Annotated in this window: 16 protein-coding genes; all 16 read right to left on the bottom strand. The window is 59.5% G+C overall.

Annotated elements, in window-relative coordinates; genetic code table 11:
- Position 1: 1 nt before the first annotated feature.
- Positions 2-778, bottom strand: coding sequence for a glycosyltransferase family 9 protein (locus ABIA90_RS06210; RefSeq protein WP_354122337.1), 777 nt, complete (start codon positions 776-778; stop codon positions 2-4).
- A gap of 190 nt (positions 779-968) precedes the next feature.
- Positions 969-1,604 carry a glycosyltransferase gene (locus ABIA90_RS06205; RefSeq protein WP_354122336.1) on the bottom strand — a complete coding sequence of 212 codons (636 nt, stop codon included), beginning with the start codon at positions 1,602-1,604 and terminating at the stop codon, positions 969-971.
- 82 nt (positions 1,605-1,686) lie between these two features.
- Positions 1,687-2,322 carry a hypothetical protein gene (locus ABIA90_RS06200; RefSeq protein ID WP_354122335.1) on the bottom strand — a complete coding sequence of 212 codons (636 nt, stop codon included), beginning with the start codon at positions 2,320-2,322 and terminating at the stop codon, positions 1,687-1,689.
- A complete protein-coding gene (locus ABIA90_RS06195; RefSeq protein WP_354122334.1) occupies positions 2,319-2,960 on the bottom strand; it encodes a head-tail connector protein in 642 nt (213 codons plus the stop codon). The genes ABIA90_RS06200 and ABIA90_RS06195 overlap by 4 nt, the downstream gene beginning before the upstream one ends.
- A gap of 3 nt (positions 2,961-2,963) precedes the next feature.
- Positions 2,964-3,875 carry a collagen-like domain-containing protein gene (locus tag ABIA90_RS06190; protein WP_354122333.1) on the bottom strand — a complete coding sequence of 304 codons (912 nt, stop codon included), beginning with the start codon at positions 3,873-3,875 and terminating at the stop codon, positions 2,964-2,966.
- Positions 3,876-3,894: 19 nt separating this feature from the next.
- The gene (locus ABIA90_RS06185; protein WP_354122332.1) at positions 3,895-5,403 is read right to left on the bottom strand and encodes a phage portal protein; all 1,509 of its coding nucleotides are present in this window, start codon (positions 5,401-5,403) and stop codon (positions 3,895-3,897) included.
- Positions 5,403-5,588, bottom strand: a complete 186-nt coding sequence (locus tag ABIA90_RS06180; RefSeq protein WP_354122433.1) for a hypothetical protein — start codon at positions 5,586-5,588, stop codon at positions 5,403-5,405. The genes ABIA90_RS06185 and ABIA90_RS06180 overlap by 1 nt, the downstream gene beginning before the upstream one ends.
- Positions 5,589-5,657: 69 nt before the next feature.
- Entirely contained in the window at positions 5,658-7,631 is a 1,974-nt protein-coding gene (locus ABIA90_RS06175) for a phage major capsid protein (RefSeq protein WP_354122432.1), read from the bottom strand.
- Between the two features lie 10 nt (positions 7,632-7,641).
- Complete coding sequence (locus tag ABIA90_RS06170) at positions 7,642-9,351, bottom strand: terminase large subunit (protein WP_354122329.1); 1,710 nt, start codon at positions 9,349-9,351, stop codon at positions 7,642-7,644.
- A gap of 58 nt (positions 9,352-9,409) precedes the next feature.
- Entirely contained in the window at positions 9,410-9,826 is a 417-nt protein-coding gene (locus tag ABIA90_RS06165) for a P27 family phage terminase small subunit (RefSeq protein WP_354122328.1), read from the bottom strand.
- Between the two features lie 875 nt (positions 9,827-10,701).
- Positions 10,702-10,881, bottom strand: coding sequence for a hypothetical protein (locus ABIA90_RS06160; RefSeq protein WP_354122431.1), 180 nt, complete (start codon positions 10,879-10,881; stop codon positions 10,702-10,704).
- Between the two features lie 10 nt (positions 10,882-10,891).
- Positions 10,892-11,818: a hypothetical protein gene (locus ABIA90_RS06155; protein ID WP_354122430.1), complete on the bottom strand. Its 927-nt coding sequence runs from the start codon at positions 11,816-11,818 to the stop codon at positions 10,892-10,894.
- 130 nt (positions 11,819-11,948) lie between these two features.
- Positions 11,949-12,122 (bottom strand): hypothetical protein, encoded by a 174-nt coding sequence (locus ABIA90_RS06150; RefSeq protein ID WP_354122429.1) that lies wholly within the window; start codon positions 12,120-12,122, stop codon positions 11,949-11,951.
- On the bottom strand, positions 12,119-13,192 hold the full coding sequence (locus ABIA90_RS06145; RefSeq protein WP_354122428.1) for a hypothetical protein: 1,074 nt from the start codon (positions 13,190-13,192) through the stop codon (positions 12,119-12,121). The genes ABIA90_RS06150 and ABIA90_RS06145 overlap by 4 nt, the downstream gene beginning before the upstream one ends.
- The gene (locus ABIA90_RS06140) at positions 13,189-13,497 is read right to left on the bottom strand and encodes a GIY-YIG nuclease family protein (RefSeq protein WP_354122427.1); all 309 of its coding nucleotides are present in this window, start codon (positions 13,495-13,497) and stop codon (positions 13,189-13,191) included. Before ABIA90_RS06140 ends, ABIA90_RS06145 begins: the two co-directional genes overlap by 4 nt.
- Positions 13,494-13,700 (bottom strand): hypothetical protein, encoded by a 207-nt coding sequence (locus ABIA90_RS06135; protein ID WP_354122426.1) that lies wholly within the window; start codon positions 13,698-13,700, stop codon positions 13,494-13,496. The genes ABIA90_RS06140 and ABIA90_RS06135 overlap by 4 nt, the downstream gene beginning before the upstream one ends.
- Between the last annotated feature and the right edge of the window lie 16 nt (positions 13,701-13,716).

The following is a 13,716-nucleotide window of genomic DNA, read 5'->3' as shown; positions in this document are numbered from 1 at the left end:
ATCAACCACGAAGGCGCTCCTTTGCCGCTTGGTAAACTGTATCGACTCCGATCGATTCCATGACCGACCTGCAGTGATCACATCGCGAGAATGATCCGCAAAAGCGATCAGAACCTGCGATGTTGGAATGGAGATCGTAACCAGTCACCGATGGCGGAATCCAACCACCGAACAGCACGACACCCCTAACCCCGACCGCGGCTGCACCGTGGTGCAAGCCTCCCTCAGCTCCAACATAGAGCGAAGAATTTTTCAGAATCGAAATTGCATCACGGAAGGACGAAGTCTTGATCCGGCGGACGCATTCGAGGATTGGGCCACCCTTCTCGTGCGCAAACTGCACAACATCGTGACCATCCGCGATCAGCTTTTTTGCAAGCTCTTGGTACTTGCTAAAGCCCCAGTCCTTATTCGCCGCAGAGCCCTTCCAAGCCACGACGTTTGGCTCAATGACGATGAAGCCCTTGCCGGCCCGGCGTCCTGCCGCAACTTCGCCGTGGGTCAGGTAGATCTCGCCCGGAGAGCAGCGCCATTCCATATTCCAGATCCAACGGCCATCGCCCTGACTGTTATAGCCGCGATGCCCCTTGTAGAACTCGACCCATTCGAGGTTCTTTGCTGTGCCGGGGTAGGCGACGTTCGGATTGTTCCGGAAAACCTCTTCGCTGTGCTTATCCCAGATGATCCGGCCGCGATCACCGAATGCGATCTTTTTGCCGCGCTTGGTCCATGCATCCTTCGCCAGACCCGTCGCGATTAACTGGTCGCCTATACCCAAAAGCCACCCCAGATCAGGACGGCTATCAGCATTCCGTCTGCAGTCCTGCTCCCTAGATAGGCCCCGAATTTCTCGGCCCCGGTGATCGGGGTCTTAAGTTGCAGATTTATCAATCCTACTGCTGCACCGAGGCCGAGCACTGCTCGGATTCCAAACATGAAGATCACAATCCACTGCGCACCACCCCAACTCACGCTGCCCACCTGTTGAGTTCTGCCCGCCACTCGTCAGCATAATCGACATTTTCGTATCCAGGCATATCCGGACAACCCGACGTGAAGTGCACGACGTTAGGCTCGATCGACTTGTCACTGTGACCGACAAGGAAATTCCACGATGGATCGAGTTCGCCGATCTCTTCGTCCTTCAGCCAGCACAAGCGGTGCAGATCGCGGCCCGGCAGCGTATTCGCGAGATCTGTGGAATTTATCAGGCATCTGTTTGACGGGTGATCGCAGTTGAAGACCAGGAACGAACTCCAGTTCTTTCGGCCGTACTGCGTCTGCTGCTGACCGTCCATCTTGATGCCAGCTGGCGGCTCATATTTGTGCTTCACGCAATAGGCCGCAAACCGATTATCGAGCCCGTCAAACATGCGCGCAACGTTGCCGCGGAACAGGATGTCTCCATCGCAGAACAAAGCCCATCCCGATCGCGCCAGGTAAGGCACAAGGAACCGGCTGTTCGCGTGCTCCGTGCTCTGCGGCGCGTCCGATATCACATCCCACATGATGGGCCTGTCGACCTCAGACGGCCTGCGCTCCATAGGCCGCGTGTAGATGCCGAGCGAAATTAGATCGCTCATAACGAGGCCATAGATCGGCATTGGCCGGGTTAGCCTGCGTCGACAAGACTCCCTTGCGACAGCATATGAGGACGCCTCGCGCGGATCCCAACCGATGTAAATGCTATGCCGCAATCTGAAGTCCCCAAGTGTCTAAAGCTTGTTCAATCGTCATTTTCTGGAAGCACTGAAGGTCGCTGATCGGCGACGCGTTGACGACGGTCGCGCCTCGCTCCGCAATCTTAGGAGCCGCGGCGGCAAATGCCTTCATCCATCGACGGTAGTTGTCATCTGTCGGGTTGCTGCACATGGCCCAGTTATTGCGGCCGTACCAGTGCTCGCCGCTACGGCCGTGCATGTCGAACCCGATTAGCAAGATGCGATCCGCACCGAACTGCAAGGCAAGGTTCAGCGCCTGGAAGCCCGAATTCCCGCCCGCGCCGATCTTACCAACCTCATCGAACATGAGATCGTTAGACGCGGGCTTCTCGATATCGACCTTGCGGATTCCGTACTCACCGCCGCAGACCGTTCCGTCATACGCCAGTTTCAGACCCTGAAACTTCGGCAGACCATGTACGCTGCGCCACCAAGGGGCATCGCACCCGTAGACAACATCCGCGAAGGGAGCGATCTCGATGTTCTTCTTGATCGCGATGACGCGCATCCGCCCCTTGAGCAGACCGACGTTCGCCCTTTTCGCTGACGGCCCCGATGCGATGATCGCGCACGGCTCGCCTGTCCAGTTCGGCCAATTCACGCCATGCTCAAATAGACACGGTGAGGGCGCAGCAGCTGCTCGGAAGCCCACGGCAGCTTCGCGACTGTATCACCCACAACCTGGTTCTCGCGGTTCTGATAAAGATCGCCGACATACATCAGGATCGCGGCCTTTATCGTAAACGGCACATTCGGCGTAGCCGGCGAGTTTGTCGCGTCGATATAACCAGCACGGAAGCGAATGCGGATTGCGTTCTGCTGATCTACCGTCGACGGCCATGATGCGCTGGACTTCAAGACGATCCGCGCCGGCTGACTGGCATCGTCCACGATATAGTTCGAGGCGTTGAATTCCTGCTCTGTGCCGCTTGCATCGAGATAGAAGACCCCGAGCACTTCGATCAGTGGAGGAAGCGGAATCTCTATGAAGTTGCGCCGGCCGCTTACCGGAAACGAAAAATCATGACGGCACGGAAAGACGTCGAGATAATAATCCCAAGTCTGGTCAATCAGAGCACGCCCCAGAAATCCGGTCGGGCCATCGACGAATTGCGTAGCCGCGTAAACGAAGGCCTGGATTTGCAGATTGAAGTCGTCGCTATCCTCTCGAAGATGCGCCTTCGCTTCGTCGAGTGTGATGACATTCGAGTTCGGTGCCGTGACCAGCTTCAGGCCCATCGATCAACCTGCATTCATGCCAGCGAAGCCACGTTCGCCCTTGTCGCCCTTCTCTCCCTGCGGTCCGGACTTGCCTTCCTTGCCGTCGCGCCCGTCTCGGCCCTTCTTGACCGCGAGGCGCCATGCAGAGGAACCGTCGAGAGGCTTTTCGTTCGCCTCGGTAGCGCGTTGGGCAATGTAAAATTGGCCCCCCCAGGTGACACCATCGCCCTTATCGAAGGCATGCTCTTTCCAGACGCCGCGGTCGATGAACGATCCGGACCGCACTGTCCTGACGACCGCCTCGCGGCCCTCAGCCCTCAGGCTGAATTCGAGTGTTCGCCCCTCGTCCGAGCTCGTCACGTCGAAATGCTCGACGCTGAGACCGTCGCGGCCGTCTTTGCCGTCCCGGCCGTCGAGGCCCTTTTCGCCATGGACGCCCGGAAGACCGTCACGACCATCGCGGCCGGCCGGACCTTCCTTGCCTTCGAGACCGTCCTTGCCATCCACGCCGTCGCGGCCCGGCTCCCCGTCCTTGCCGGCTGCCGGCGGCTTGGCCTCGAGATAGCGCTGCACGGCCGCCGCAAGGGCCTCCGGCATCGCCATGACGGCTTCGGCCACCTGTTCAGCCGTCACCAGTGGCGCATCCTTGCCGTCCGCACCATCACGCCCAGGTTCGCCATCCTTGCCGTCGACGCCGTCCCGGCCCGGCTGCCCGTCCTGTCCCGGTTCGCCAGCCCTACCGGCGTCGCCAACCGCTCCAGGAAGCCCCGGATCGCCCTTCTCACCCTTTTCGATGGAACGACCCTCCAGCGCCTCCAGGCGAGCCAGTAAAGCGGCGTTCTGCTCGCGAAGCGGAGCGATAGCCTTGCCCACGAAATCGCCCACGATCGGCGCCAAGGCCGTCACAAGCCCTGCGATTTCGTTCTGGTGCATGATCTATCCTGCGAGAGGCCTAAGCGGCCATCTTCTGCAATTCGAGTTCGAGCGCGTCTTTGAACGCCCACCGAGCAATCTGCACGGTGGCCGCTTGATCCAGATCATCGCCCTTAAACGATTTGGCAGGCGGAGGCGTATCAACGTTCGCCACTGCGGCGGCCTCGTCTGCTGGCGACGGCAGATGCTGAGCAGCCTTAGGCGCAAGCGCGAAAGGATCTTCGAGCGCATCACGCTTCGCAAGCGCCTCAAGGCTATAGTTCTGTTGCTGCATGAAGACTGAATTGCCACCAGGAAGCGGCTTGAGCCCGATCTTCTTACGGCCCTCGTTTGGCGCAAGGAGCGCGGCGCCGATACCATCACCGATCGTCTTGTACTGCGTCGCAGTGTCCATGCGCAGCAAGCCGTCGAGATCGAACTCTGTCCCGTAAATGTGACCTTTCACATCCGTGAGACCGAGGCCTTCATCGAGCAAAAGCTCGATAGATTCGATGATCGCCTGCAGGCACTGTGAATAGTACTGCTGGTTCAACGCCTCGACGTTGTTGTAAGCCGGAGGTGTACCGACGCCGACCATGTAAGCCGGCACGTGGAAGCAGGAACAGACCGTTTCCGCGGTCCACTTCAACTGCTCGATCATCTGGCTTTCGACGGCCGTCATGGCCATCTTTTCGTACTTGAGGCCATCGCCGAGAACTGCAACGCGACCGGCGTTCGATCCGGTGTAGTTCTGCTCCCAGTGCTCTTTAAGCCGAGCAGCCGTAACGTCATCGATTGTTCCGGGAGCAGATAGGACGCCACCAGGCATCGCCCCGTTCTCAAAAAACCGTGTCGCGTTGGCCTGGATGCTGAGTCCCTGCATCGCCGCCAATCCGCAAGCGATCAACGGCGACACGCCGCAAAGCGGATGGAAGAGCGGACACATCGTATCGTGGATGATCTCGCTCGCAGGCACGACCACCTGTTCGCCGACACCCGCAAGATCATCACGGCTGAGCTGATAATAAACGCTACCATCTGGGGCAACGAGCGGCTTCACCCGGCCCCAATCAAGGATGTACATGGCCACGACAACGCCGCGGTTATCGCGCTCCTTTAGCGCAACGGTATTTCCGCGCGCCAGCTTTGAGACGACCCAGTTCTCGATAAATTTGATGCGTGTCTGATATCGGTTCGGCTTGCGCAGCACAGGCGAGAATGCCGGCGCGTCAGCCTCTTCCCAAATTCCGGTGGTCTTGTTCTGCTCGACGAGACGAAGGCACATCTTCGAAATGTCGGATGCGATTAGCGTCACGCAGGAATAGACAGCGTTGTACGCCATCACCGTATTGTTGTTGATCTCGCGGTTGCGCTGCCATGCGCCCGTGAACGGCTCGCGGATCACAGGAAACCAGCTGCGATCACGATCGATGAAACCCGACAGGTCGGTCACTGGTGCAGCCGCCTTTGCGAAAACGCTGAGCATGCGCGAGACAATGCCCGCGCGCTGAACAGGCTGTGTCTGCCGAACCGCCGGAACGCTCGGCATCAGGCCTCCGCCCGCATATCGCGCCGACGGTAATTTCTACGGCTACGCTCGCCGCCCTCTTCCTCGACAGGCTTCGCGCGCCCGAGCGTGCGCCAAAGCTGCGCCTCCTTGTCAGGACAATCGAATTCCTCGCCCGAGCGCAGCACCTTGCCGTAGACATCGGCGGTCTTCGCCGTGACGATCATTCGCATTTCAAATCTCCAATGAAAGGGGCCGCGGGGCCGTAGTCCCGCGGCCAGTCTGGGAGGAAACGCTTACTCGAAGTACTTGGCGTTCTGGATGTACGAAACCGCCGTCGACCGGCGCTTCGCCCAGTTGATGTAGCGCTCGGCGCGGATGCCGATCTGGTTCTGCTGCCACAGGCTGACGAAGGTCGTCGAGGCAGTGGCCGGAGAGTCCGGAGCGGTGTCCATCTGGAGCGACGCTTCCTGGCTGGCGTCGATCGTGACCTGACCATCGTCGGCGAGCAGGATGTCCGGCGCGCTGAGAACGATGATCGGATCGCCATCGGTCGGCGATCCGCCGGTCGACGGGATGTTCTCCGACGTGATGACCGGGATGCCCATGAGGTCGCCGCCATTCATCGTCAGGCCGGGGAATTCCTTCTGGCCGAGCGAGTTGGTCATGAGCGAGATGCTCAGAGCCACGCGCTGCGACATCAGCAGGACGACGTTCGAGACCTGCATGTTGGCCGTCAGGAAGGCGCTGAGCATGGTCTTCATGTCGGCACGCAGCGCCGCACCGGTGGTGCCGGTGGCGGTGATCGGCGAAACGCCGTTGGTGATCGAGGCCGGCGAGACACCAGCGACGGCCGCCTTGGACGGATCGACGAACTGCGCATCCATGAACTGGACGACCGCCTTCGCCAAGTCGTTGCGGACGAGCAGCTCCGCCGACGGCGACGCGAGACGCACCAGCTCTTGGTTGAGCACGATGATGCCGGCGATCTTGGCGAAGTCGAGCGTGACGCTGTCGAACGCCAGAGAGGTCAGCGGCTTCGGAGCGCCCTCACCCACCCAGTTCACGGTCGCACCGCCGGTCTGCCGCGGGATCTTGACCTTGAACGGAACGCGCGTCAGGCCCTGAATGCGGCCGATGATCGTGAGCGGACCGAGGAACTCGATGAACTCCTCGGTCAGGATCTGGTAATTGACCAGCGGGCTCGCCCAGGTCGTATCCGACGTCGATCCGGCGGTGACCGCGCTCTTCAGCAGGTCAACGACCATCGGCGTTTCGCGCGCCCACTGCTCGTTGGCCTTCGCGATCTCGACGGCCTGCATCAGGTTGCCCTTCGCGCGCGCGGTGGCGAGCACGAAACGGGTGAATCCGATGCCCTTCGGAAGCTCGCGCTGGAGCACCTGGACGCGCACCTCGCGGTGATCGCCACCACGTGCCGCCGAACCTTCTTCGTGCGTCTCGACCTTGACCGGCGTGGCCTTGGTGAGATTCATCTTCTCCATCGCGCGGAGGTCGACGAGCTCGGCATCGATCGACGTGATCTCGGCCTGAAGATTGTCGAAGGCTTCCTTCTCCTGCGCATCCTTCGAGCGGCCCTCGTCGAGCGCCTTCTGCTGGATCGCGGTGATTTCGGTGGCCTTGGTAGCGCGCTGCGCTTCGAACGCGGCGATCTGCTCTGCAATCGTCTTCATGGTACTGCCCCTCCCTGGGGCTTTCAAAAGAACTGGGGTTGACTTCTTCTTCCCAGGCGCGGGAGGGGTCGGACGGTCGCTGTCCTTCGGCTCTTTGCCGGTCGCGGCGAGCAGAGGGGCATCGAAAGACTTGATGGACTGAATGGTCGCATCGGCGTTCGCCGGAATGGTCACGAGGCTCAGCTCGAGCACTTCGCTCTCCAGGAAGCGAATTCCGCCGTCGTCCATCCACGAATATTCGATCGCGCGAAATCCGATCGAGACGCCGCGAACGAGCTGCATCTTGACGGACTGCCAAGCCTCATCGATGCGATCCTTAAGCGTGCCAGGTTCACTGATCGACGGAAGCTGAGCTTGAAAGGTGATTCCATCCTTGGTCGGCTTGTCGAACTTGACGCTGCCAACGGGCTTGTCGCTCATGTGCTGCCAGAGCAGCGGGAGCGGATTCTTGAACTTGACACCGAGCGGTTCGACGATGTCGCCGACGCGATCGGGGGTCGGAGTTGTCGCGACACCCGTGATGACGCGTTTATCCTCGTCGACGCTTTTGACGTCGAGCACAGCATATGCACGGTTCATGTTTGGGTTCCTAGACGAACAACATCTGATAGGACTTCTTCTTTGGCTCGAAGTCCGCTAGCGCCGCACCGACGCTCATTGCATTGGTCACAAGTCCGTCGATGCGACCTCGTGATCTCTTCTTGTCGAAGCAGCGATTGGCTTGGCCGTCTTGGTCGACCATCGCGTTTGCCGCGCACATGTAAGTGACAGGGTTCGTTTCGATTGTGATCGACTGCTTGAGGATACGGTCCTCAAACTTCTCGATCGAAGTTGGCATTGTGAGCTGCTTGTCCTCAAACATGCGGCGCTTGCCTTGCGCATGTGGAACGAGCTTCAAGCCCTTGCCTTCGTCCTTGTCCTTTCCCTCGAACTTCCACACAGGAAGGCCGATCTCTTCGCAAGCCGAGATGAAATCGGCGATGCCGGCAACGTCGAAGGCCAAGAATTGAACATCATATTCAGAGACTAGCTTCGCGACGCGCGCAGCCACGAATGTTTTATCGATGACTGCGCCAGGCATCGCTTCGATAAACCCGTCCGCGACCCATTGCTCATAAGGCGCATTGTCTGAACGAGCGCGCTCCGACAGTCCGTCTTTCGTTGTCCAGTACCAAGTTTTTGACCAGAGATACCCTGCAGGACCAACCCACACCGCGGTAAGTGCAGTCAGGTCATTCTTCTGCGAAAGGTCGAGAGACAGCCAGCACTTGCATTTGCGCAGCGACGGAAGATCGAGCTCACCCTGGACAGCAGCCCAAGCCTCTTCAGCGATCCAGAAGTCGACGGAGCCAACAGGGATTCCGAAGTAGAGGCGCTGCACCGACATCTTGGTCGAGAGCAGTATCTTTGATGTGTTCACCTCACGGCGGATATTCTCCACCGGAAATGTAATGCCCAATGCAGGCAAAGACTTTTGCCAACACGTCTCGTCTTCGAAAGGCTCATCGTCCTTGTCGACGCGAGCGATGAAGCCGAAGGCCGTGTCGTCTACGTGCTCGCCCTTAACGACCTTCTGATAAAAGTCGCTATACTGCGTACCGACGATCTGCGTCGATGCCGGCGTGTTAGTTCCTAGAAGCATGATCGCATCGCCCGGCATCTTGGCGATAGCCCGCTTCCAAAGCTCGATCGAGTCCCCATTCTTGAACTCGTGGATCTCGTCCGCGAGCACAGCCGTCGGTCTCGGACCCGAGATGGCGTCTCCGTTCGCCAGCGACTGAAACTTAGAGCCCGTTCCCGGATGCTCGATGCGCCAAGCGTGATCGAGGCGACCGCGAATAATGACCTCGCCGCGACTTTCGAGCGTGTCGTTGTCGTCAGGATCGGTGCCGGGTATAGGAGCTCGGCACATCGCGACGCCGTCCTTAAACAAGACGTTCGCCTGATCCTTGTCCCAGGCGATGGCGTAGATCTCGGCGCGCGGAATGCCGCGGTATCCCATCAGGTAGAGGCCGATGGCCGCAAACGTCGGCGACTTCGCCTGCCCCTTGCCGGTCTCCCACCAAGAGTTCGTGAAGCGCATCCGGCCGTCGGACGTGTGCCAGCCGAAAAGCGAGCCGACGCAGAACTTGGTCCAAGGCAACAGATCGAACGGCTGTCCCGCCTTGGCGCCGGCTGTGATCGGAAGCACCGCCGGAAAGAAGCCCAACGCGTGAGCCGCCAGATCGGGCTTCCAGACCAGCCCGCGGCTCGGCCCGTCGACCAGATCCTTCAGGTGCCGCTCGGCCGCGTAGCGCACGAGCTCACCGACGACGAGATTGCCGTCGACCGCGTCGCGCGCCCAGCGCGTTACGTCGTCACTTGACTGTCTTGAGGTATCCGCCGCCGATGACCGACGGCTTGGTCTTTTGGACTTTCCCGCCACTGCTACGGCGCCGCGGCGTGATCGTAAGCTCGGCCTCTGCGGTCGATGCCCACGCGTTCGCGTCCTTCAGAACTGTGAACCATGGATTGTACGATGGCTGCTTCTTTCCCTTGCGCGGGAAGACGGCCCCCTCCTCTGCGACGTGCCGCAGTGCGATCTCATAAAGGACGTAGCCGTCGACCAGGCGCTTGACGGCGCGGCCGTTGGCGTTGGCGAGCTTCTCAGAGCTGCGCAGCTCGGCTGTAATGACCAACCACTGTTGGTGGGCCAACACCTGATCTAACTCGTCCGAAAACTGGGTCGACCAGTCCGGCTCCTCCAGACCATCTATGACCGATATGTCCGGCATCCGCCGCGGAGGCAGCTTGGTCTTCTCGACGGTCGGCTTTCGCCCTGCACCCTCGCGCTTACCGCCTCGTGGCATCGTTTGAATTCAAGCCGTTCTGAGTGAAATCAAACGTTCCGAAACCGTGTGTTTTTTCAGACACTTGGTTCCTGATTCCCGTTTGAATACGAAGGGGTGCCTTTGATTTTTGATCTCAGTGCAAACGCAACTTGCGCGCCGGTCTGAGATGGAGACCCGATTTAGACGGAACCCTCCCCCCCGGTTCCATTGCGCCTTGAGTTCCATGGATGATCGCTGGCGATGGGCCTGCCGTGGCTGTCGCAGCCTGCCTCATAGCCCTTGGCTTCGATGGCCTGCTCGGTGGCGTCATGGCAGGGGGCGCAGGACGAGGCTAGCTTGCCCGTCCAGAACAGCACCGGATCTCCGTTATGTCTGATGATGTGGTGAGCGACGGATGCAGGGACTACCAGACCCTTGGCTTCGCAGCGCTCACACAGGGGCTTGTCCTGGAGCTGCTGTCGACGGCGCTGACGCCACCGCTCTGTATTGTACCAGGCTCGCCAAGGCTTGGCCTGCCGACGGCGAGCGTCTGTCTCCCTGTTTCGGAGACGTCGATCGAGAGGCTTCGACAATCAGCGAGAGCCGACCACCATGAGCTTGCCACGGCGACGCACCACCTTGGCTTTGCGGGCGACAATCTCCGAAACCATCAGCTTCAGCGTGTCCTTGCTCAGCATGGCATGCTCCATATACGAACTCGCCCGCCTCAGCGTTGGCTGGGCGGGCGTTTCAGGGCCGAATTTCCGACTGTCTCGTCTATGTCAAGCGATTGACCCTAAATCAAGAGGCGTTTGGTTTATACACAGGCTCATAAACAATCACTTGAAGGCAACGACAGTGAACTTCCCGGATACATCAACCTCGATCTTCCACTCGCCACCATAAACTTGGCGAAATGCTTCTGCGATAAGAAGCGCGCTCTCCAATGGAGTGAGCCCCTCACAAGCATCGGCAATGTCATTCAGTATTCTTTCTTTTGACAGGATCGGTTTTGCCATGGAGCCTCCCTCAACCGCATTCTGCAAGAGGATAGCGCACAGGTCCAGCCTTCGGTATTCGAAGAGGCGACCCGGTTTTGCCCCGGGTTGGCTTCAGCGGAAGTGTTCCCCAGTCCATAGCGCTATTCCGACCATTCGGCATTACAGGGACCACGCGAGGTTCCGGCTCATCTGAGCCTCCAAACCATGGCGAAGGCGGCGCCTTAGGAGGAAGGACCTTGTATTTCACAAGCTCGAGCACTTCGGACAACGCAATCAAACCATGATGCCACAGCGCGTATTCAGCCCTGCTTGAAATGACAGAAGCAGGCGATGGGCTCCACTGCAGCGGACAATAGCTCCCGGTCGAATAAACGTTCTTGCCCTTGCACTCGCCGACGAGGGCAACGCCGCCGCCGTTCTTTGCCGGCGTTCGCTGAACTACCGGCTGCTCGTCCCAATAGTCCGGACGCGTTCCCTTGATTGCGTGTCGCGTAACGAGCGCGCTCAGGTTCACCGTGTTGAGCATCAGCACGTCGCGAGGCCGGTCATGCGCAGGACGCGCACCATCAGCACCGAAGAACGCATGCAACGCCTTTGTGCCAGCTTCACCCCAAGCGACTTTCGTTCGCCTGGAGGCGTCAGACTGGCGAGACATATCGTTGACTTTAACGAGGCCAGACAGGTCGCCGGCGATTACGTCGAGGCTCAGATTCCAGTCGATTTCGACTTCGCCAAGCGACGCCACGGCGCGCTCCACCGCCTCCGCATCAGGATCTGGCAATCCGAAATGACTGTAGCGCTGAGCCGCGCCGTGGCCTTTGTCTATGCCGCCGTGGTTGCCATAGTCCTCGATGCGATCCCAGATGCCCTCCGCGGCGGAGGTGTGACGCTTCGAAAGCTCGTCCACGTAGGCCCACCGCAGAAGGGCCTCAACATCAATCTCAATCTTGCTCACAAACGCCTCCAGCTACGCAGTAACTTGATCAGAATCAGAAACACGACGAGGCAAGCCAGTATCCAGCCGCCCTTGATCAGCAGTTCACCAACCCGCTCAAACGCAAGCGGGCCGACGCCGTATGCGCCATTCACGTCGCATCCTCCGCGTTAACAGGCTCGAATCTCCGCTTGGTCATCCATCGCCCGCAAACGCGATAGTTGTCGTATTGCTCGCCGGACACCTCGTAGACCTCGCCAACGGTGAGCACATCCCGCTGCAGTGTGTTGTCCCTACAGCGCACAAAGCGCGGTGTTTCGGTCATGCTGCGTCCTCCGACCTTGGTGCCAGTTTCTCGCCCGTCGCTTCGTCGTAACCGTTCGGCACCGCAATCGGACTGAAGAAGCCCCGCTTCGCAACGCCGTCCTGTTCGATTTCGATCAGTTTCGGTGGCCGCGCCTTGCGCGACTGCGCCTCATGGAGGAAAGCTGCCATTTCGACGGTTCCCTCGACGACAAAATGCCAGCCCGACCCGATGTCGTGGCCGGTCGCCGGATCGATATTCGCCTCGACAAGAACGTGCACCGGACAGCGGCAGCCGATCATGCCAGGCTCCGGCCCCGCATGGCGGGACCAAAGCGAACCGTTCGCCTTGAACCGCCTCACGGTCGCCCGCCAATCGTCATCGGTCAGCGGTACCGGCTCGAGCGAGGGCGCTACACCGGCCTTGGCGTGACCTTCCCGCACCGCGCTGTCGCAGTAGGCGAGTGAGGCCATGTCCGCCTTGCGCTTCAGGATCGGCGTGACCGCAGCCTGGATAGTACCGATCGCGATGCCGTCTAGCAGCCACGTCGCAATCTGGCGCATGTCAGGCGGCTTGCGGCCGAGGCTGGCGCAGACGGCCGTGAACGATGCCACCAGGACCGCTTCGTTCTTCAAACCAATTTCATCGAGCGCGCGCGCATCTGCTCTGCTCTGCTCTGAATCTGTTTCTGCTCTGCTCTGCTCTGGTCGTTTGTCAGTAACATCGTTACTTTCGCTGTCAGTAACGCCGTTACTATCGTTACGGTGGCGGTTTCTATAACGCTTCTGTCGCTCAGCATTGGTTGGGTCTGTCTTGTCGCTCTTGTACTGTCGCTTGCTCCAGTTGTGAGGCTTGAAGATTCCATTATCGTTGTCGTAGAGCCCGGCCGCGACGAGCTTCGTGATCCACTCGGCTACCTTCACAGGCTTCATGCGAAGCCGGATCGCCACGTCCTCTGTCGGCGGCAAGGCGCCATCGTTCGCAGAGGCTACGCAGTTTAGTGTGTACCAAGCACGAAACATCGCGTCCGAAAGCTTCAGGAGCTTCGGATGGTCAATCGACGTGTCCTCTGCGCGCCACCAGTGCGTCATTCACCCCTCCTCAGGCGCTCTCGGAAGTGATTTCCTGCCAATACAGCGGTCGATACGACGTCGTGAGCCACGGTCCAATCCACATTGAACCACTCACCCCACAGCCTATGCTCGCGCAAAAATCGATGGGCCGAAGCCTCATCCTCGAATGCTGACGCCCTGGATTCACACAAAGCGAAATGCAAGAGATGTATTTTGAACGGGCAAGCTGTTTGAAATTCAGCCAACCGACCTTTTGGGTTGGCTGAGATACCGATCTTAACCGGGCCGCATCTCCTGCCGATCGCGTAAAGAAATGTAGTCATGCTGCGGCGTCGCCGATGAGGTTGATCGTCGCCCTGTCACGCGCGAGCTGCCGGCCGCGCATGATGAGGCTGCGCGCCTCGCCGATCTCGACGCGCAGTGTGTTGCAGACGCTTTCCAAGCGCTCGCCTTTCGGTACGCAATCCGCAATCCCACAAGCGATGAAGGCCTTGACGTCTCTAAGGCTGTTTTCAGATACGCTCATGCGTCGATCCCTCTCA

This window comes from Bradyrhizobium sp. LA6.8 (assembly GCF_040547935.1).
In the GTDB taxonomy this organism is placed as follows: Bacteria; Pseudomonadota; Alphaproteobacteria; order Rhizobiales; family Xanthobacteraceae; genus Bradyrhizobium; species Bradyrhizobium barranii.
The sequence above is the reverse complement of the archived record's forward strand: the minus strand, read 5'-3'. Positions and strand labels throughout refer to the sequence as shown.

What these genes read in the sequence shown, in the direction of transcription:
- ABIA90_RS06205 (WP_354122336.1), bottom strand. Translation starts at nt 1,604, where the DNA reads ATGCCGATCTATGGCCTCGTTATGAGCGATCTAATTTCGCTCGGCATC.
- ABIA90_RS06195 (WP_354122334.1), bottom strand. Translation starts at nt 2,960, where the DNA reads ATGGGCCTGAAGCTGGTCACGGCACCGAACTCGAATGTCATCACACTC.
- ABIA90_RS06190 (WP_354122333.1), bottom strand. Translation starts at nt 3,875, where the DNA reads ATGCACCAGAACGAAATCGCAGGGCTTGTGACGGCCTTGGCGCCGATC.
- ABIA90_RS06185 (WP_354122332.1), bottom strand. Translation starts at nt 5,403, where the DNA reads ATGCCGAGCGTTCCGGCGGTTCGGCAGACACAGCCTGTTCAGCGCGCG.
- ABIA90_RS06180 (WP_354122433.1), bottom strand. Translation starts at nt 5,588, where the DNA reads ATGATCGTCACGGCGAAGACCGCCGATGTCTACGGCAAGGTGCTGCGC.
- ABIA90_RS06175 (WP_354122432.1), bottom strand. Translation starts at nt 7,631, where the DNA reads ATGAACCGTGCATATGCTGTGCTCGACGTCAAAAGCGTCGACGAGGAT.
- ABIA90_RS06165 (WP_354122328.1), bottom strand. Translation starts at nt 9,826, where the DNA reads ATGCCGGACATATCGGTCATAGATGGTCTGGAGGAGCCGGACTGGTCG.
- ABIA90_RS06160 (WP_354122431.1), bottom strand. Translation starts at nt 10,881, where the DNA reads ATGGCAAAACCGATCCTGTCAAAAGAAAGAATACTGAATGACATTGCC.
- ABIA90_RS06150 (WP_354122429.1), bottom strand. Translation starts at nt 12,122, where the DNA reads ATGACCGAAACACCGCGCTTTGTGCGCTGTAGGGACAACACACTGCAG.
- ABIA90_RS06145 (WP_354122428.1), bottom strand. Translation starts at nt 13,192, where the DNA reads ATGACGCACTGGTGGCGCGCAGAGGACACGTCGATTGACCATCCGAAG.
- ABIA90_RS06140 (WP_354122427.1), bottom strand. Translation starts at nt 13,497, where the DNA reads ATGACTACATTTCTTTACGCGATCGGCAGGAGATGCGGCCCGGTTAAG.
- ABIA90_RS06135 (WP_354122426.1), bottom strand. Translation starts at nt 13,700, where the DNA reads ATGAGCGTATCTGAAAACAGCCTTAGAGACGTCAAGGCCTTCATCGCT.